The 18,493-nt window shown below is 73.2% G+C and carries 13 protein-coding genes; 6 read left to right on the top strand and 7 right to left on the bottom strand.

The window, feature by feature from the left end; all coding sequences use genetic code 11:
* The first annotated feature begins 255 nt into the window (after positions 1-255).
* Positions 256-2,709 carry a heavy metal translocating P-type ATPase gene (locus AC5R91_RS03620; protein ID WP_495395672.1) on the top strand — a complete coding sequence of 818 codons (2,454 nt, stop codon included), beginning with the start codon at positions 256-258 and terminating at the stop codon, positions 2,707-2,709.
* 221 nt (positions 2,710-2,930) lie between these two features.
* Positions 2,931-5,264, top strand: coding sequence for a phosphoenolpyruvate synthase (gene ppsA, locus AC5R91_RS03615; RefSeq protein ID WP_495395671.1), 2,334 nt, complete (start codon positions 2,931-2,933; stop codon positions 5,262-5,264).
* 292 nt (positions 5,265-5,556) lie between these two features.
* On the opposite strand, the gene AC5R91_RS03610 is transcribed toward ppsA, so the two are convergent.
* Positions 5,557-6,006 (bottom strand): Hsp20/alpha crystallin family protein, encoded by a 450-nt coding sequence (locus AC5R91_RS03610; RefSeq protein ID WP_495395670.1) that lies wholly within the window; start codon positions 6,004-6,006, stop codon positions 5,557-5,559.
* A 344-nt stretch (positions 6,007-6,350) separates the two neighbouring features.
* Between AC5R91_RS03610 and AC5R91_RS03605 the strand changes: the two genes are divergently transcribed.
* Entirely contained in the window at positions 6,351-6,893 is a 543-nt protein-coding gene (locus AC5R91_RS03605; protein ID WP_495395669.1) for a hypothetical protein, read from the top strand.
* Between the two features lie 497 nt (positions 6,894-7,390).
* On the top strand, positions 7,391-8,047 hold the full coding sequence (locus AC5R91_RS03600) for a PP2C family protein-serine/threonine phosphatase (protein WP_495395668.1): 657 nt from the start codon (positions 7,391-7,393) through the stop codon (positions 8,045-8,047).
* Between the two features lie 274 nt (positions 8,048-8,321).
* Here the strand turns inward: AC5R91_RS03600 and AC5R91_RS03595 are convergent, their stop codons facing one another.
* Genes AC5R91_RS03595 through AC5R91_RS03585 form a run of 3 tightly spaced genes read right to left on the bottom strand, consistent with a single transcriptional unit; the run spans position 8,322 to position 13,441 of the window.
* On the bottom strand, positions 8,322-11,120 hold the full coding sequence (locus tag AC5R91_RS03595) for a cation-translocating P-type ATPase (protein ID WP_495395667.1): 2,799 nt from the start codon (positions 11,118-11,120) through the stop codon (positions 8,322-8,324).
* A 3-nt stretch (positions 11,121-11,123) separates the two neighbouring features.
* On the bottom strand, positions 11,124-12,788 hold the full coding sequence (locus AC5R91_RS03590) for a SulP family inorganic anion transporter (RefSeq protein WP_495395666.1): 1,665 nt from the start codon (positions 12,786-12,788) through the stop codon (positions 11,124-11,126).
* Between the two features lie 38 nt (positions 12,789-12,826).
* Positions 12,827-13,441, bottom strand: coding sequence for a CBS domain-containing protein (locus AC5R91_RS03585; RefSeq protein ID WP_495395665.1), 615 nt, complete (start codon positions 13,439-13,441; stop codon positions 12,827-12,829).
* 259 nt (positions 13,442-13,700) lie between these two features.
* Here AC5R91_RS03585 and AC5R91_RS03580 point away from each other — a divergent pair, with 259 nt between their 5' ends.
* Positions 13,701-14,963 carry an acetyl-CoA hydrolase/transferase family protein gene (locus tag AC5R91_RS03580; RefSeq protein ID WP_495395664.1) on the top strand — a complete coding sequence of 421 codons (1,263 nt, stop codon included), beginning with the start codon at positions 13,701-13,703 and terminating at the stop codon, positions 14,961-14,963.
* Between the two features lie 9 nt (positions 14,964-14,972).
* Here the strand turns inward: AC5R91_RS03580 and AC5R91_RS03575 are convergent, their stop codons facing one another.
* Positions 14,973-15,614: a response regulator gene (locus AC5R91_RS03575; protein ID WP_044885791.1), complete on the bottom strand. Its 642-nt coding sequence runs from the start codon at positions 15,612-15,614 to the stop codon at positions 14,973-14,975.
* Between the two features lie 168 nt (positions 15,615-15,782).
* On the opposite strand from AC5R91_RS03575, the gene AC5R91_RS03570 reads away from it, so the two are divergent.
* On the top strand, positions 15,783-16,103 hold the full coding sequence (locus tag AC5R91_RS03570; protein WP_495395663.1) for a hypothetical protein: 321 nt from the start codon (positions 15,783-15,785) through the stop codon (positions 16,101-16,103).
* Here the strand turns inward: AC5R91_RS03570 and AC5R91_RS03565 are convergent.
* Together AC5R91_RS03565 and AC5R91_RS03560 are read right to left on the bottom strand one after the other, a co-directional pair.
* Positions 16,063-17,388 (bottom strand): SpoIIE family protein phosphatase, encoded by a 1,326-nt coding sequence (locus AC5R91_RS03565; RefSeq protein WP_495395662.1) that lies wholly within the window; start codon positions 17,386-17,388, stop codon positions 16,063-16,065. The genes AC5R91_RS03570 and AC5R91_RS03565 overlap by 41 nt on opposite strands.
* Entirely contained in the window at positions 17,388-18,209 is an 822-nt protein-coding gene (locus tag AC5R91_RS03560; RefSeq protein ID WP_495395661.1) for an alpha/beta fold hydrolase, read from the bottom strand. The genes AC5R91_RS03565 and AC5R91_RS03560 overlap by 1 nt, the downstream gene beginning before the upstream one ends.
* Positions 18,210-18,493: the final 284 nt, after the last annotated feature.

Here is an 18,493-nt window from a genome sequence, read left to right as displayed (position 1 = left end):
TCGGCCGCGCGGCGCGTGACTTTCGCCGGTCCCGCCCGCCGCCGTGGCAGGCGACGATGACCCGCGGCCGGCGAACGGACCGCTGCTGACGGACATCCAGCCCCCGCAGCGCACAGTGCGGCGCAGCGCAGCGCAGCGCAGTGCGGCCCAGCGCGGGGCAGGATGCAGGGCAGGGCAGCACGGGATTTCGGGACGGATCCTGTGCTGAGCCGGTCGTACCGCAGTCAGCACCGGGGGCACACGCGACGATGGGTGATGACCATGGGCGGAGAATCTTCTCGGGAGTCTGCCGTTGCGGCCGACGCGCAACCGGGCGTGGTCGACGGTCGGGCCTGGTCAACCCCGCGGAGGCGGGCGGCTCTGCTGGTCGGCCTGGCCCTCGGCGGCCTCGCGGTCGGCGCCGTCGGGTGGTTCGTGGATCAGACCCGCATCAGCGCGGTGGCCTGGGCCGTGACCGCGGGGATCGCGCTGGTCCCGGCGGTCGCCAGCGTCGTCGCCGGGCTGCGTGACCGCAAGGCCGGCGTCGACGTGATCGCCGTGCTGGCCCTGATCGGGACCGTCGCCGTCGGCGAGTACCTGGCCGGCGCGGTGGTCGCGGTCATGCTGGCGACCGGGCGGCTGCTGGAGGCCGCGGCGGGTGAGCGCGCCGAGCGGGCCCTGCGGCAGCTACAGGCCGCCGCGCCCCGTAGCGCGCGGCGTCGCGAGGGCACCACGCTGCACACGGTCGCGGTGGCGGAGATCGTCGTGGGTGACCTGCTGGTCGTCGGCGCGGGGGAGGTGGTCCCGGTCGACGGCCGCGTCGAGCGGGACACGGCCGTGGTCGACGAGTCGACGCTCACCGGGGAGCCGGTGCCCGTGACGAAGCGTGCGGGCGACGCGGTCCGGTCCGGGACCTTCAACGCGGGCGGCCCGTTCGAGCTGCGCGCGACCACCACGGCCGAGGACAGCGCCTACGCCGGGATCGTCCGGCTCGTCGAGTCCGCCCGCGCGGACTCGGCGGGCTCCGTCCGGATGGCGGACCGCTACGCCCTCGCCTTCGTGCCGGTGGCGATCCTGCTGGCGGCGCTGGCCTGGGCGCTGTCCGGGCAGGCGGACCGGGCGGTGGCCGTCCTGGTCGTGGCCACCCCGTGCCCGCTGATCCTCGCCGTGCCGATCGCGATCGTCTCCGGGCTGTCCCGGGCCGCCCGCCGTGGGGTGATCGTCAAGGGTGGTGGTGCCCTCGAGGCGCTGGGCCGGGCCGACATCGTGCTGTTCGACAAGACGGGCACCCTCACCGTGGGCCGCCCGACCGTCACCGACGTCGTCACGGACTCGGCGGCGGCCACGGGGCCGGCCCCCGCCGAGCTGGTCCGGCTCGCCGCCTCCCTGGACCAGGTGTCGCCGCACGTGCTGGCCGCGGCACTGGTCCGGGAGGCGCGGGAGCGAGACCTGCCGCTCGCCATGCCGCAGGACGTCGTCGAGGAACCCGGTACCGGGATCCGCGGCCGGGTGGCCGGCCGGCTGGTCGCGGTCGGAACCGCCGCCTGGGCCGGGGCCGCTGCCGGGGCCGCACCAGGGGTCGCACCGGTGGCCGAGGCCGGCGGCCGGTGGGTTCGCACGGTCCGGCGGCGGTGCACGTTCGATGGATCGACCGCGGTGTTCGTCGGCGTCGACGGGCGGCTCGCGGGTGCGCTGCTGCTGGACGACCCGCCGCGGCCCGACGCGCCGCGGATGATCAACCGGCTCCGCGCCGCCGGGGTGCGCCGGATCGTCATGGTCACCGGTGACCGGGCCGAGGTCGCCGAGTCGGTCGGGGCCGGGCTCGGCGTCGACGAGGTGATCGCCGAGTGCACACCGGCCGACAAACTCGCCGCGGTCCGGGCCGAGGGCCGCACCGCGAGCACCGTCATGGTCGGTGACGGTGTCAACGACGCGCCGGCCCTCGCCGCGGCGACGGTCGGGGTGGCGCTGGCCGCGCGCGGAACCACGGCGTCCGCGGAGGCCGCGGACGTCGTCCTGACCGTCGACCGGCTGGACCGGCTGGCCGAGGCGATGGCGATCGCCGCGCGCTCGGGGACCATCGCCCGGCAGTGCGTCCTGCTGGGGATGGGTCTGTCCGGAATCGCCATGATCGTGGCGGCGTTCGGCGGCCTGGCCCCGGCGCCGGGGGCGCTGCTGCAGGAGGGCATCGACATCGCCGCCATCGGCAACGCGCTGCGGGCACTGCGGCCGGGCCGGGACCGGTCGGTGTCCCTGCACGGCGAGCAGGCGGCGATGTCCGAGCACTTCGCCGCCGAACACCACCGCCTGCGCCCCGGGCTGGACCTGCTGCGCAGCGCGGCGGCGGTGGCCGACGACGCCGAACCGGCCGAGATCCTGCGTCGCGCCGGTGCCGCCCACCGGTTCTGCGTCGAGGAGCTGCTGCCGCACGAGGACGCCGAGGACGCCGAGTTCTACCCGGTGCTGACGAGCGTGTTCGGGGGGAGCGAGTCGACCGCCATGATGAGCCGGGCGCACATGGAGATCCATCATCTCGTCCGCCGGCTCGGCCGGCTGCTCGACGAGCTCGATCCCGCCGACCTCGACCGGGACGACGTCCGTGACCTGCGCCAGCTGCTCTACGGGCTGTACGCGGTCCTGCGCCTGCACTTCGCGCAGGAGGAGGAGGACTACTTCTCGCTGGCGGACACCCCGCCGGTCCCGCTGGCGGGCCAGGAGGTGCCGGCCTGACCTGCCCCGTTCGGGACTGTCCCATTCGGGACCTTCGGCGTGGCCGGCGAGGTCCTCCCTACCCCCGCCGCGTGCCCCGGGGAGGATGCCGGCACCGGCCGCGACCCCGGATCATCCCAGTCGGTCTCCGGAGCACGTCGACCGCGGTTCACCGAGTGCACCGTCCGCCGCGGTCCCGCAGGCCGCCAGGGTGGACCGGCACATGAGGAGACGGGACGGCCATGGATACACGGACGCGATCGATCGTCTGGTTCGACGAGCTGGGCGCGGCGGACACCGGTGTCGCCGGAGGCAAGGGCGCGAACCTGGGGGAACTGACGGCGGCGGGCTTTCCGGTGCCGCCCGGCTTCGTTATACCGGCGGCGGCCTACCTGGCCGAGGCGGAGCGGTCCGGGGCGCGGGCGGAGCTTGCCCGGGACCTCGCCGGCGCCGACGCGGCCGATGCCGGCGCGCTGGCCGCGCGCTCCCGGCGCCTGCGCGACCTGGTCGGTGCCATCGCCATCGGCCCCGAGCTGCGCGCGCACATCGTGGACGCCTACCACAAGCTCGGCGGCGGTTTCGTGGCCGTCCGCTCGTCGGCGACGAGCGAGGACACGGCGGGCACCTCCTTCGCGGGGATGAACGCGACGTTCACCAACATCCGGGGCGAGGACGCGCTCGTCGACGCGGTCCAGCGCTGCTGGGCCTCCCTGTTCGGCGAGCGGGTCCTGACCTACCGCGCCAGCCGGGGAGTCCGGGACGAACCCGCGATCGCGGTCGTCGTCCAGCGCATGATCAACGCAGACCGCTCCGCGGTGGCGTTCAGCGCCGACCCGGCGACCGGGGACACCGGCCGGATCGTGATCGAGGCGGCCTTCGGCCTCGGCGAGGTGATCGTCTCAGGACAGATCGTCCCGGACACGTACGTGGTGGACAGGGCGGGCCCGAGGATCGCCGAGGTGCGGACAGGCGTGCAGAGTCACCAGATCGTCCGCGGCCCCGACGGCGCCGACCAGCGGATCGCCCTGCAGCCCGACGAGGGTGGCGCGCGGGTGCTGAGCGACGACGAGATCCGCACCCTCGCCCGCCTGGTCGACGGGGTGCAGGAGCACTACGGCGAGCCCCAGGACACCGAGTGGGCGATCGAGGGCGGTCACACCTACCTCGTCCAGTCCCGGCCGATCACCACGTTGCACGCGGACCGGACCGGACCCGACGCGGCCGGCCGGCCCGACACCGGCCAGGCCGTGGACGGTGAGGCGCCGCCGCTGGTCGGCGGCATCGGCGCCGCGCCGGGGACGGCCAGTGGGCTCGTGCGGGTGCTGGTATCCCCGGACGAGGGCGGCACGCTGCGCGACGGCGAGATCCTGGTCGCCCCGATGACCTCGCCGGACTGGGTCCCGACCATCCGGCGGGCCGCGGCGGTGGTCACCGACAGCGGCGGGGTGACCTGCCACGCGGCGATCGTCAGCCGGGAGCTGGGCGTCCCCTGCGTGGTGGGTACCCGCACCGCGACCAGCGTGCTACGCACCGGCCAGCCGGTGACGGTCGACGGCGGCCGTGGCACGGTGCGCGGCGGCCTCGCCCCGACCGAGCCACGCCGGCCGGTCATCACGGCGAGCGGGCGGGAACCCGGCGCGCCGGCCGCGGGCGACCCGCCGGTCACGGCGACCCGGCTGTACGTCAACCTGGCCGTCGCCGAGCGGGCCGAGCAGGTCGCGGCCCTGCCCGTCGACGGCGTCGGCCTGCTGCGTGCCGAGTTCCTGCTGACCGAGGCGCTCGGCGGGGTGCACCCGAAGCGGCTGCTCGCCGACGGTGGCCGGGCCGAGTTCGTGGCCCGGATGAGCAGCAGCCTCAGCCGGATCACGCGGGCGTTCTCGCCGCGCCCGGTCGTCTACCGGGCCACCGACTTCCGGACGAACGAGTTCCGCGGGCTGCGGGGCGGCGAGGCGTTCGAGCCCGTCGAGGCGAATCCCATGATCGGTTACCGTGGCTGCTACCGCTACGTCCGCGAGCCGGAGCTGTTCGCCCTGGAGCTGGAGGTACTCGCCGAGGTCCGCCAGAGCACCCCCAACCTGCACCTGATGATCCCGTTTGTGCGCACCCGCTGGGAGCTGGAAGCCTGCCTGGAGGCGGTCGACGCGAGCCCGCTCGGCGGCGACCGCGGGCTGCACCGCTGGGTGATGGCCGAGGTGCCCTCCGTGGCCTTCTGGATCCCGACCTACGCCGCGATGGGCATCGACGGGGTCTCGATCGGCTCCAACGACCTCACCCAGCTCGTGCTGGGCGTCGACCGGGACTCCGCGACCTGCGCGGAGCTGTTCGACGAGTCCGACCCCGCGGTGCTCGACACGATCACGCGCATCATCGACGCGTGCGCCGTGTCCGGGATCACCTCGTCCCTGTGCGGGCAGGCGCCGTCGAACCATCCCGAGTTCGCCGAGCACCTCGTGCGCGCCGGCATCACCTCGATCTCGGTGAACCCGGACGCGGTGGGGCCGGCGCGCCGGGCGCTCGCGGCGGCCGAACGCCAACTGCTGGTCGACGCGGCGCGCCGCGACCTCGCGCGGCGCTGACTGGTCGACCACGGTCCGTACCACCCGCCGGCAGGCAGCACGACTCGCCGATCGGCCGGGCCGACGACGGCTGCCACACCTGGACATGGATGTTCTCGTCGACGCCGCTGATGCGCCCGCCGACGGTGCCCGGGGAGGCGGTCGCCGCCGGCGCTGCGTCGCCGCCGCCGCGGCCGGTGTCCTCGTCTGGGGCGTCCATGGCTGGGACCTCATGCTTCTCGCGAGGCCGGTGGACCGGCCGCCGGACAGGGGACCGCGGCCGGGCCTGCGGTGCGGGCCCGGCCGGGGCGGGTCAGCCGCGCTGTACCTCGACCTTGCGGGTCGCGGCCTTGGCCTGCCGGTCGTCAACCGGCACCCTGATCTCGAGGATGCCGTCCTTGTAGGTGGCGGCGACCTGGTCGTCCTTTGCTCCCGCCGGCAGCGGCAGGCTCCGCGAGAACGATCCGTACCGGAACTCCGACCGGTAGCCGCCCTCCCTCTTCTCGGTCTTCTCCTCGCGCCGCTCGGCCCGCACCGACAGAACACCTTCGGCGATGGTGATCTCGACGTCGCGGGCCGGGTCGATACCGGGCATCTCCGCCCGGACGACGTGCATTCCCGCCTCGGTCGTCTCCTCCACGTGAAGCATGTCGTCCCGCAGCCCGACGAGCCGCTGCGCCAGTACTCTGCCCTCCTCGGCCCACGGCCAGGCGAGTCCAGGAAATGTTGCCAGATGCCGGTCACGATGGGTTTTAGTCGTCATGAACACCATCCTCCTCGTGTCGGTCGCTCTCTTTCCATTATGTCGCCGCCGCCGCGTGCTTTCAGGTTTCTTCAGGCATGGTCCGAGGTGACCAACCGCCCTGGTTCAGGTGGCTGTCGGCGGGCGTTGCCGGCGGATCGCCGGGGAAGTCGGCACGATGCTCGACCGGGGTGCTCCCATCGGCGCGTGCCCGCGGTGCCCGGCCTGGCGGCGGCCCGGTGGGGCGTTGGAACGAAAGGCCGGAAAGCCCACTGTCGAAAGACCCGAACTGCACCTCTAAATGCTGCGAACGCCGGGTCCGATGGCAGTGGGGGCGCCTTGGCCGCCGGCGGATCATAGCTCTCATGGCAACCGCACTGAGTCTCCTGCTCGTTGGGGTGGGAGCAATTCTGACCTTTGCCGTCCACTCCGATTCCGAGAACATCGACTGGACCACGGTCGGCATCATCCTGATGCTCATCGGGATTGTCGCCGCCGGGCTTTCCATCGGCCGTGAGCGCTGGCGGGACAAGCTGTTCAAGGAGCGCGTCGAACTGGGCACGGCGCCGCCCATGCCGTTCGACGACGAGGTGCTGGTCGACCGTGACGCACCCGTCGAGGGAGAGGCGTACCGCTTCGGCGACGACTGGCGTCACGACACGCTGACGGAGTCCTGGCGGAAGCGCCGCGCCGGCCGGTCCCCCCGCCGCGACGGGCGCCGCGGTGGCGGAACCCGCGGCCCGCGTCCCGCCGAGCCGGGCTCGGTCACCGAGCCGGATTCCGCCGCCGAGCCGGATTCCGCCGCCGGTGAGCCGGGCTCGGCCACCCAGCCGGGTTCCGTCGCGGGTGCGCCGGGCTCGCCGGAGCGGCCGGAGCGCCGCAACGGCCCGCCGCCGGTGACTGCTTGAACCGGTGGAACGCCGGCCACCGCGTGATGTTCCGCCGGACCTTCATCGCCGGGTTCGTTCCAGTGTGGTGCCTACCAGGTCCGCGGTCAGTACCGGCCTGTCAGGCTCGGCGACGACGATCACCCTGTCGCCCTCGTCCACCAACGTCATCGGGGTTGGCGCCGGCACGATCTCAAGCCGCCCGTCCCGCTCCGCCCGCAGGACAGTCGCGTTCGGCCGGGACCGGTCCTGGCAGCGGGGCGATCCGGGCGACCCGGCCCGCACCGGCACTCCAAAAGTCCCTGGTAACGGCCTTGTGCCGTGGAGAGGCTGGTCACAGCAGCACGTCCCCCCGTGGAACGAGTCTGGAGACGTCCATGCGCCACTCCCCAGTTGCCGCAGCTCGGAACGAAACCGATCCCGTGGCCCAGGCGTCTGGCTGCGTGGGCCGACAGTCCCCCCGGATGGGGGCCTACTGGCATTCGCTGGCCGTGATTCCCGGCAGCGGCGGGGATTGGGTGGACGTGTTGGACATCGGCGACGGGCGGCTCGCGTTGTGCGTCGGCGACGCGGCCGGACATGACGAGCGGGCCACGCGGTTCGCGCGATGCCTGCGAGAGGCGATGCGCCGGTACCTGCGCGCCGGCGCGACCCCCGACGTCGTGGTCAGCCGAGCGATGGCCGACGTCGCCGCGGCCGGTGACCTCGGGGAGATGTTCGCCACCGCCTTCCTCGCGGTGGCCGACACCCGGTCGGGCCACGTGGACTACGTCAACGCGGGGCATCCGCCGGTCGTGCATCTCCCCGCATACCCGGCCACGGGTGGGGAGGGCGGCGAACCACGTGCGCTCGGCCCGACCGGGCCGATCCTCTCCGACCTGTTCGCCGGGACCGAGATCTGGTCGTCGCGGTCGTTGACCATGGCGGTCGGGGACTGCCTGCTGCTGTACACCGACGGCATCAGCGAGGCCCGCGACGAGCACGGCGATCAGTTCGGCGTGCTTCCCCTGACCACCGCGCGCGCCGGGACGGACTCCCCCGACGGGTTGCTGCACCGGCTGTTCGCGCAGGTCGCCGAGCACGCCGGTGGGGCCGTCCGGGATGACCGCACGATCGCGATCCTCGCGCGGCAGACCCAGGCGCCCCCGCTGCGCGGAGTCTGCGTCCGCGGATGACCGGCACCGGCGATGCCGCACGCCCCCTGGCACCCGCGGAACTGTGGGCTGACGTCCCTGTAAGACCAGGAACGGGCCGAGCTCCGCCACGGCGTGGGCGAAGATGTCTCCCGGCAGGCCGGACGGTTACAGGGTCCGCAGATCCGTAATGTCCGCAATGTCCGCGACCGGTGATCCTGTCCCGAGCCGGGCACCACCCGATCGGCCCCGGAGGGGTCGGCGGTGCCGAGACCTTCGTCCGGCGCCGGTGGGCCACAGGTCCCGTGCCGGCCGGTCAGGACGGGTAGCGGGCCCGGGTGGCGATGCGGTGGCGGAGCTTGCGGAGCTCCTCCAGCCACAGGGCCGAGGAGGCGACGCTCGTCGCCAGCAGCCATTCCCGCCAGTCCAGCGGCGCGGTCTCGAAGAAGCCGCGTAGCGCCGGGACGCCGACCACCAGGACCTGGAGCGTGACGACGCCGAGGACCGCGCCCAGCACCGCCCTGTTCGCCAGCGTGCGGGCGGTGAACACCGAGGCGGTGTCGCTGCGCAGGTTGAGCAGGTTGAAGACCTGGAACAGCGCGAAGGTGGTGAAGGCCACCGTGCCCGCGGTGGTCCCGGCGCCCTCGTCGGGCAGCGGGCCGGGCAGCACGCTGATCGCGATGAGCGTGCCGGCCGCCATCACGGCGGCAAGGCCGATGATGCGGGCCAGCCGGCGGCCCGTCAGCAGGCGTTCCCCGGCCGGTCGGGGCGGGCGGCGCATCGTGTCGGGGGCCGGCGGGTCCACCCCGAGCGACATCGCCGGCGGGCCGTCCATGATCAGGTTGATCCAGAGGATCTGCACCGGGGTGAACGGCGCGCCGGCCATGATGTCCGCGGATCCAGCGATGAGAAAGATCGCCACGAAGGCGATCGCCGTGGTGAGCTGGAACTTCACGAAATTCACGATGTTGTCGTAGATTCCGCGACCGGAGCGCACCGCCTCGACGACGGTGGCGAAGTCGTCGTCGGTGAGCACCATCGCCGCGGCGTCCTTGGCGACGTCGGTGCCGGAACGGCCCATCGCGACACCGATGTCCGCCATGCTCAGCGCCGGGGCGTCGTTCACGCCGTCGCCCGTCATCGCGACGATGTCGCCACGTTCCTGCAACGCCTTCACGATGCGGATCTTGTGCTGTGGCGCGACCCGGGCGATCACGGCGATGCCGTCGATGCGGCGGCACAGCTCCTCGTCGTCCCAGCCGTCCAGGTCTCGGCCGAGCACGACGTCGCCGTCGAGACCGAGCTGGCCGGCGATGGCCGCGGCGGTTCCGGCGTGGTCGCCAGTCACCATCCGGACCCGGATGCCGGCCTCGCGGCAGGCGGCGAGCGCCGGTCCGGCCGACTCCCGCGGCGGGTCGACGATCGCGACGAGCCCGATCATCGCCAACCGCGCCACCCCGGACAGCGGATCGCCCGGCGGCAGCGGAACGGTGCCGGGAGGATCATCCCGGTAGGCCAGCGCCATCACCCGCAGTCCCCGGCCGGACAGGGCGACGTTGGCCTCGCGCCAGCTCTGCCGGCGGACGTCGTCGAGCTCGACCACGTCGCCGTTGCGGTCGAGCTGGGCGGTCGACCGTTCCAGCAGCGCGTCCGGAGCGCCCTTGACGAGCAGGCGGGTCGACCGGCCGGCGCCGCCGTCGGCCGCGGGAGCCCGGCGCCCGCCGTCGGCTTCCTTGGCTCCCTTGGCTTCCTCGGCAACATCCCCGACGGAATGCACGGTCGCCATCAGCCGGTAGTCCGCGTCGAACGGGACCTCGGCGAGGCGGGGTCGGCGTCGGCGCCAGGCGCCCACGTCCACTCCGCTCTTGGCGGCGAGTGCCACCAGCGCGCCCTCGGTCGGGTCGCCGACGAGCTGCCCGTCGCCGACGGTCGCGTCCGAGCACAGCGCGAGCACCTCGACGGCGACGGGTGGCAGGCTGGCCGGGGCACCGTCCCCGTCGTGGATGCGGCCGTCCGGGCCGTAGCCGAGCCCGGTGACGCTCAGCTCCCGACCACCCGACCAGATCCCGGTGGCGGTCATCTCGTTGCGCGTCAGGGTGCCGGTCTTGTCCGTGCAGATCTGCGAGGTCGACCCGAGCGTCTCCACCGCGGCGAGCCGTTTGACGATCGCGTTGCGTTTCGCCATCCGGGACGTGCCCATCGCGAGGGTGAACGCGACGACCGCGGGCAGCCCCTCGGGGATGGCGGCGACCGCCAGCGACACCCCCGTGAGGAACAGGTCCGCGAGGTCACGTCCCTGTGCGACCCCGAGCGCGACCACGACGACGACCACGGCGGCGGCGATCGCCGCGATGGTCCGGCCGAGCTGGTCGACCTGGCGCTGCAGCGGCGTGCGCCGGACCGGTGTCTGTTCGAGCAGCTCGGCGATCTGGCCGATCTCGGTGCCCATGCCGGTGGCGGTGACTGCCGCGAGCCCGCGGCCGCGGGTGACGACCGTGTTCATGTAGACCATGTCGGACCGGTCGGCCAGCGCCGCGTCGGGCGGTGCCGCGCCGGTGCCCTTGCCGGCCGGTGCGGCCTCCCCGGTCAGGGTCGACTCGCCGACCGCCAGCGTGGCCGCCTCCACCAGCCGGCCGTCGGCCGGGATCCGGTCACCGGCGGCCAGCAGCACGATGTCGCCGGGCACCAGGTCCGCCGGGTCGATCTGTCTCGCGGTGCCGTCGCGGCGCACCGACACGGTCGCGGTCAGCATGCCGCGCAGCGCGGCGAGGCTGGCCCGGGCCCTGGTCTCCTGGATGAAACCCAGCGTGGCGTTCACCAGCACGACGACGCCGATGACGATCGGTGTCTCGAGCGACTTCGACACGACCGCGCTGACTATCGCCGCCACCGCCAGGATGGCGATCAGCAGGTCCGCGAACTGCCGGAGGAACAGCCTCCAGACCGGCTCGACGGCAGGCTCGGCGAGCGTGTTCGGGCCGTACCGCGCCAGCCGGCGGGCGGCCTCCACGCTCGACAGCCCCTCGGCCGGGTCGACGTCGAGTGCGGCGCCGGCCTCGTCGGCGGTGAGCGCATGCCAGGCTCGGGCGGCCCGGCCGCCGTCACCGCAGAGCATGTCTCATCCCCTCGCGGCCAGGGCCACCACCGCGTCCTCGACCGTCATGAACAGGCGGTCCGGGCCGAGCGCGGCGAGCAGGCCGGCGTGAACCAGGTCGTGGTGGACGAGGTGGGACGACCGGGCGATGCCGACGGTGACGTCCCGCCGGGCGAGCCTGTGCAGCAGGTCCCGCAGGGTCTGTGCGGCCGTGTAGTCGATGTCGGAGATGCCGCCGGCGTCGAGCACGAAGGCGTGCACCGGTGGGCGCGCCGCGTCGACGAGGTCGCGGATGCGGGCGGCCGTGTGGTCGGCGTTGCCGTACCAGAGCGGGCCGTAGAGCAGGTAGACGACCACGCCGGGCACCTGTTCGGTCGGCTGCCCGACGTCGACCGGAATCCAGTGATCGGTACCGGGTTCGCGGCCCAGCACCACATCGGCGGGACGGGCGGCCCGCCAGGTGCGGTCCGCGAGCGCCAGCACTATCGCCACGATGACGCCCTGTTCGACCCCGGCCAGCGCCACCGCTGCGGTCGTGACGACGGCCAGCGCGCACTCGAGCCGGTCGAACCGCAGGATCGTGCGCAGCTCGGTGATCCGCAGCAGCCGGGACGCGACGAAGACGAGGATGGCGCCGAGGGCGGCCTGCGGCAGATTCTGCAGCACGCCGGCAGCCCCGGTGGCGAAGCCGAGCGTGAGGACGGCCGCGACCACGGCGCAGACCTGCGTGCGACCGCCCGTCGCGACCACGATCGCGGTCCGCGGCGGGCTCGCGTTCACCGCGAACGATCCCCCGAGGCCCGCCAGCAGGCTGCCGGCACCCACGGCCACCAGATCGCGGTCGAAGTCGCCCGCGGTCCCGGTGGCCGGGGCGGCCCCGCGCTCGGTCGCCGCCGTCTGGATCACGCACAGGAATGTGACGACCAGCGCTGCCGGCAGGAGGTGGCGCACCTCGCTCCACGGCGCCGACGGCAGGCCGACGGTCGGCAGGCCGGTCTGGACCGGGCCGACCGTCGCGACGCCGCGGGAGTCCAGCCCGAGCCAGGTGACCACCGCGGTCGATCCGATCACGCCGAGCAGCGCACCCGGTATGCGGCGGTCGAGGCGTTCGCCCGCGACGATCACAGCGATGACGAGCGCCGCGATGGTCACCGCCCAGCCGTTGGTGTGGCCGAGCCGGCCGGCGACGGCACGTAACCGGCCGATGGTGTTCGTCCCCTCCCCGGGGACGCCCAGGACGGCGGGGAGCTGGCGGACGAGGATCTGCACGGCGATGCCCGCCAGCATCCCCGTGACCACCGGCGTCGACAGGAACTGGGAGATCCAGCCGAGCCGGAGCAGACCGACCGCAGTGACCAGCAGTCCGACCATCACCGCGAGGATCGCGAGGGACTGGACGTAGGGAGGATTGCCCGGGGAGCCGACGGTCGCCGCCGCCGCGGCCAGCAGCGGCGCGATCGTCGAATCGGCCCCCACCGAAAGCTGGGGATGGCGGCCGAGCACGGCGAACATCAGCGATCCGGCGACGAAGGCGTACAGGCCGGCCCAGGCCGGTGCTCCCGCCAGGCCCGCGGTGGCGACCTGCTCCGGTACGGCCACGCCGGCGAGGGTCAGACCGGCGGCGAGATCCCGACCCAGCCATGCGGCCCGGTAGCCGCGCAGGGTCGGGATGATCGGCCAGGACGTCACAGTGCATCCCTGTATACAGGGATGCCGCCGGCCGGTGCCTACCCGGGCTGATCGTCCTCGCCGGGGTTCAACCGGGCCGCGAGCACTCCCGGCACCGCCCGCACCAGCCGCAACGCCGTCTCCGGTTCGGGCAGGCCCGCGACGACGAGGGTCACCTCGCCCTCGGCGACCTCGACGGTCGGGCGCAGGCCGCCGTCCCACCGCGCGAGCACGTCCCGAACGTCCGCGGCGATCTCGGCGTCGGGGCGGGCCAGCGGACGGAGCAGGTCGCTGCGGCTCACCAGGCCGACCAGGCGCTGGTCCTGATCGAGGATGGGCATCCGGGTGATGTGCTCGGACAGCATCGTCTGGATGATGTCCGCGACATCGGTGTCGGTGCGGGCGGCCACGACGGGGCTGGTCATCGCCTCGCCGGCGGTGCGGGGCACCCGGTCGTCGATCGGCAGGTCGCGGCGGAGGTGGCGGCGGGGGTCGGGGGTGGACTCGACCGCGATGAGGTCGGCCTCCGTGATCATGCCGAGCAGCCTGCCGTCCTCGTCGACGACGGGGACGGCGCCCACCCCGCGGTGGACGAGGAAGACGGCCACCTCCTTGAGCGGGGTGTCGGGGGTCACCACGCACACCTTGGGTGTCATGATCTCGTCGGCGCGCACGACCTGCCTCCTGGACGTCGGCGGCACGGGGCCCGTGGGGGCCGCGCGGTGCCACGCGGCGGCCCTGTGCCGAGGATGTCCCCACCGGCCTGCGGCGGACAGGGACGAACGGCACGCCGGCCCGGACCTTCGGCCCGCCGGGGCCGCCGGGGCCGCTGGAAAACCCGCCTTCCTCCGTCAGGGCGGCTCGCAGCCCGGCCGCGAGCGGTGGAGGCCGGGTACCTGATGCGCCGCGGCGGTGGATTGGGACGATGGGGGTATGCGAATCGTCAGCACGTCCCTGCTTGGCGGGATGGTCGCGGGGCATCTTGCCGGTCGCGGTGACGGGGGCGGGGGGCGGCGGCCGGTGGTGGTGGCATCGGGGAACTTCGCGAGTCCGGGGGTGGCCCTGCGGGCGGTCGACGAGGCCGTCGAGTCCTACCGGCTGTTCGTGCTCAACCCGCAGGCGGGTCTGCCGGTGCGGGCGGGGGTGTCGCACGTGACGCCGTTCGTCGGTCCCGGCATGCGGGGGCTGGGGACGTTGGAGTACGTGCCGTGCCGGTTGAGCCTGGTTCCCCGCCTGCTCACCGGGCCCTACCGTCCGGATGTCGTCGTGGTGCACACGAGCCCGCCGGTGAACGGGCGGGTGTCGCTCGGTACCGAGGTCAACATCCTGCCGGCGGCGGTGGAGGCGGCGCGGGCCGGTGGGGGGCTGGTCGTCGCCCAGCTCAACCCGGCGATGCCGTACACGTTCGGGGACGGGGAGCTGTCCCTGGATGTGGTCGATCTGGCCGTCGAGGCGGAGCAGCCGCTGTCACAGCCGGTGGTGAGGGCGGGCGACGAGGTGGGGCGGGCGATCGGGGAGCGGGTCGCTGCCCTGGTCGTCGACGGTGCGACCCTGCAGCTCGGGATCGGTGGGGTGCCGAACGCCACGCTCGCCGCGCTCACCGGCCGCCGTGGGTTGCGGGTGTGGACCGAGACGTTCTCCGACGGTGTGCTGGCCCTCGATCGGGCCGGCGCGCTCGATACCGGTGCCGATCTGGTCACCAGCTTCCTGTTCGGTTCGGCGGAGCTGTATGGCTGGGTGGATCGCAACCCGCGGGTGCGGCTGCTGCGTACCGAGACCGTGAACGATCCCGGCACGATCGCCCGCCAGCCGGCGATGACGTCGATCAACACCGCGTTGCAGGTCGATCTGCACGCGCAGGTGAACGCCTCCCATGTGCGGGGGCGGGTCTGGTCCGGCTTCGGCGGGCAGCCCGACTTCGTCGCCGGTGCCCTGCACGCGCCGGGTGGCCATGCGGTGATCGCGCTGCCGAGCTGGCATGCCAAGTCGGACACCTCGACGGTCGTGGCGTCCCTTGGTGAACCGACGACCAGCTTCCAGCACAGCTACCTCGTCAGCGAGCACGGCACCGCCTCGCTGTGGGGGCGCAGCGTGCAGGGGCAGGCCCGCGACATCATCACCCACGTCGCCGACCCCCGCGCCCGCGACGGGCTCACCCGGCACGTCGAGGCCCTGGCCGCGGCGCCCTCGGGCTGACAGGTTCGGTCAGTCCTCGCCTGTCAGCTTCAGCGCGTAGACCGCGGCCTGTGTCCGGCTGGTCATGTCGAGCTTCTCCAGGATGCTGGAGACGTAGTTCTTGACCGTCTTCTCGGACAGGTGCACCCGGGTACCGATCTGCCGATTGGTGAGACCTTCGGCGATGTACTGAAGGATCTCGCGTTCCCGGGCGCTGAGGGACGCCAGCGCCGGATCCTTCTTCGGCCCCTCGCGCATGCGTTCGAGCACCCGGCGGGTGACGGAGGGGGAGAGCAGCGACTGCCCGGCTGCGACCGAACGGATGGCGCTCACGAGGTCGTTGCCACGGATCTCCTTGAGCACGTAACCGGCCGCGCCCGCCATGATGGCGGAGAACAGCGCCTCGTCGTCGTCATAGGACGTCAGGATCAGACAGGCGATGTCGGGGTGGGCGGAGCGGATGTCCCGGCACACGTCGATGCCGCTTCCGTCGGGGAGCCGCCCGTCGAGGACGGCGACGTTCGGCAGGAGAGCCGGAATCCGGCGCAGCGCCTCGGCGGCGAGACCGGCCTCGCCGACGACCTCGATGTCGTCGTGGCGTTCGAGGGTCTGTCGCAGACCGTTACGCACGATCTCGTGATCGTCGAGGATGAACACCCGGATCGTCTCCATGCGCAGGACGATACGGTGCTCTTCCCGCTCGGTCAGGCGGAGACGCCGAAACCCCACGCGAGCCGGGGTTTTTGCGTGGGGAGGCCGATGGCGCGGGAAGACCGATGGTCCGCTCCTGGGGGACGATCGGCACGTGTGGCCAGGCGGCTGGTGCGGGATGGTCACCCCATGAATCTCCCCGGCATTCACCTGTCCCGGTCGGCCGTGACGTCCAGGTCGGACGCGGAAGGCGGGGCGGCCGTCGCGGCCCCGCGCCCGCCGCACCGGGCGATCGAGCCCGGCAGCCGGTCCTGCTGCTGCCCCTCCGAGCCGGTCGCCCAGATAGTGCTCCCCCCGGGCAGGACGCATGCCCACGAGGTCGACCTCCTGCTGTGCGCCCACCATCTGCGTCGCAGCGCCCTGGTACTGGGATCGTTGGGGGCCCTGCTCTACGACCGGGAGGGCGATCTCATCGCGGACCCGACCCGGGTGTTCGGCCGGGATCGCTGACTGCGGGCACCGGCGGATGACAGGCCCCATCAACCCCATCAACCGCTTTTCGCCCCGCTTCGGCCGGCACCCTGATGGCCAGGACTGCGGTGTCGTCGTCCAGCCCGTCGCCGAAGCCGTCTAACAGGGCGATCAGGGCGTCGACGGCCGCCGCCGCGGTGGTGGGGGCCAGGCTGGCGGCGAGATCGAACAGCGCGTCGTCGCTGTAGCGGCGGCGGCCGACATTGGCGGTGCGGGCCTCGGTCAGCCCGTCGGTGTAGAGCAGCAGGGTGTCGCCGGGTGCGAGGCGCACGCGGGTGGTGGAGATCCGCGCGTCGGGCAGGACGCCGATGAGCTGCCCGCCGGGGGTGGACAGGTAGGTGGTCGTGCCGTCGGCCCGCAGCAGCAGCGCCGGGGGATGGCCGCCACTGGCCAGGGCGAGGGCGAAGCCGCCGGCGTCCGCGTCGGGGATGAGCAGCCCGAAGATCACGGTGCAGAAGCGTGGCTCGTAGTCACCGTCTTCGGCGCCGAGGACGGTGTTGAGGTTGGCCAGCACCGCGGCCGGGTCCGGGTCGTACACGGCCGCGGCCCGCAGTGTGTACCGGACGAGGGAGGTCACGGCCGCGGCGGCGGCACCCTTGCCGCGCACGTCACCGAGGAACAGCCCCCAGGCGCCGGTGGCGAGGGGGAACAGGTCGTAGAAGTCCCCGCCGACCTCGTCGGGCGAGGCGAAGTGGTAATGCGCGGCCACGTCCAGGCCGGGCACCGGCGGCAGGACCGGGGGCAGCAGGGTTCGCTGGAGCGTGGTGGTCAGGCGCTGGAGGCGTTCGCGTTCCCGCTCGGATTCCTGCCGGGCGCGCAGCAGCTCCGTCTCGTACGCGCGACGGTCCCGGGCGTCGAAGATCGTGGTGCGGATCAGCAGCGGCTGCCCGTCGCCGCCGAAGCGCACCGTCGAGGTCACGAGGACCGGCAACCGGGTGCCGTCGGCGGCCTTGAGCTCCAGCGCGATGCCACTGATCTCGCCCTGTATGCGCAGCAGCGGGGCGAAGTGGGTCTCGTGGTAGATCTGCCCCCCGACGGTGAGCAGGTCGGCGAAGCGGCGCCGCCCGACCAGCTCCTCGCGCCGGTAGCCCAGCCAGCCGAGCAGAGTGGCGTTGATCTTCGCGATCTGCCCGTCCAGGAGGGTGGAGAGGTAGCCGCAGGGCGCGTTCTCGTACAGATCCTCGAGGCTGTCCTCCAGCAGCGCGGCGAACGGGAGCTGATCATCGGAGTCCGCGCACACCGCCTCGCCTCCCCTGTCGTCCATCACCGCCCGGCGGCCGCGAACGCGACGATCGCCGCGAACGCGACGATCGCCGCGGCCGTGGCCTCCGGCGCGCTCAGCTGCGGGCAGTGGCCGGTCGCCGGCAACGTCACCAGTTCACTGCCCGGGATGCTCGCCTGGACAAACGCGCCCACGCCCGTCGGCGCGATCGCGTCGTTCGAGCACTCCACCACCAGGGTGGGCACCCGGACCTGGGCGAGATCGGCCCGGTTGTCCGACAAGAACGTCGCCCGGGCGAAGGACCGGGCGATGTCCGGGTCGGTGCGGCAGAAGCTGTTCGTCAGCTCCTCGCCCAGCTCGGGTCGGTCCGGATTGCCCATGATCACCGGAGCCATCGTCGCCGACCAGCCCAGGTAGTTGCTCTCCAGCGACTCCAGCAGCTCGTCGATGTCCTCGGCGCTGAAGCCGCCGTGGTAGTCGCCGTCCTCGAGGTAGCAGGGGGAGGGGGTGAGCAGGACCAGCCGGTCGAACAGGTCCGGCCGCCGGGCAGCGGCCAGAACTCCGATCATGGAACTTACCGAATGCTCCACGAACGTCACCGGCCCGACGGCGAGTTCCGCGCAGATCTCCACGACGTCCTCGGCATAGCCGTCCAGCGTGGCGTAGCGCCGCGGGTTCCAGGCCGACAGATCGGAGCGGCCGGCGCCGACATGGTCGAAGAGCACCACGGTGAACTCGCGGGCCAGGGCGGGGACCACCAGGCGCCACATGTTCTGGTCGCAGCCGAACCCGTGTGCCAGCGTCACGACCGGGGCGCCCTCCCGGCCGGTGACCAGAACATGGTTCCTGCTCCGCACGTCCATAGCCGCACATTCTTCACCCGCAACGCCCGGAGTGGCCCGGCGAGGCGACCCCGCACGCCGAACCCCTGGGTGCGCTGCGACCCCTGGGTGCGCTGCGGGCCGGGGTGCGCGCTGCGATCCCGACCGACCGGACCAACCGGGTTTGTTCAGCGCTGTGCGGGCACCGTGGACCTGAGGACAGCCGGGTGACCCCGGGGACTGCGGGGAGGGGCCAGTGGAGAGAGGCTGTGCGCCGAGCATCCTGCTCGACATCGACGGCACCCTGATCGACACCAACTACTTCC

This window comes from Frankia sp. BMG5.60 (genome assembly GCF_059428125.1).
This window is presented reverse-complemented; position numbering and strand designations above follow the sequence as displayed.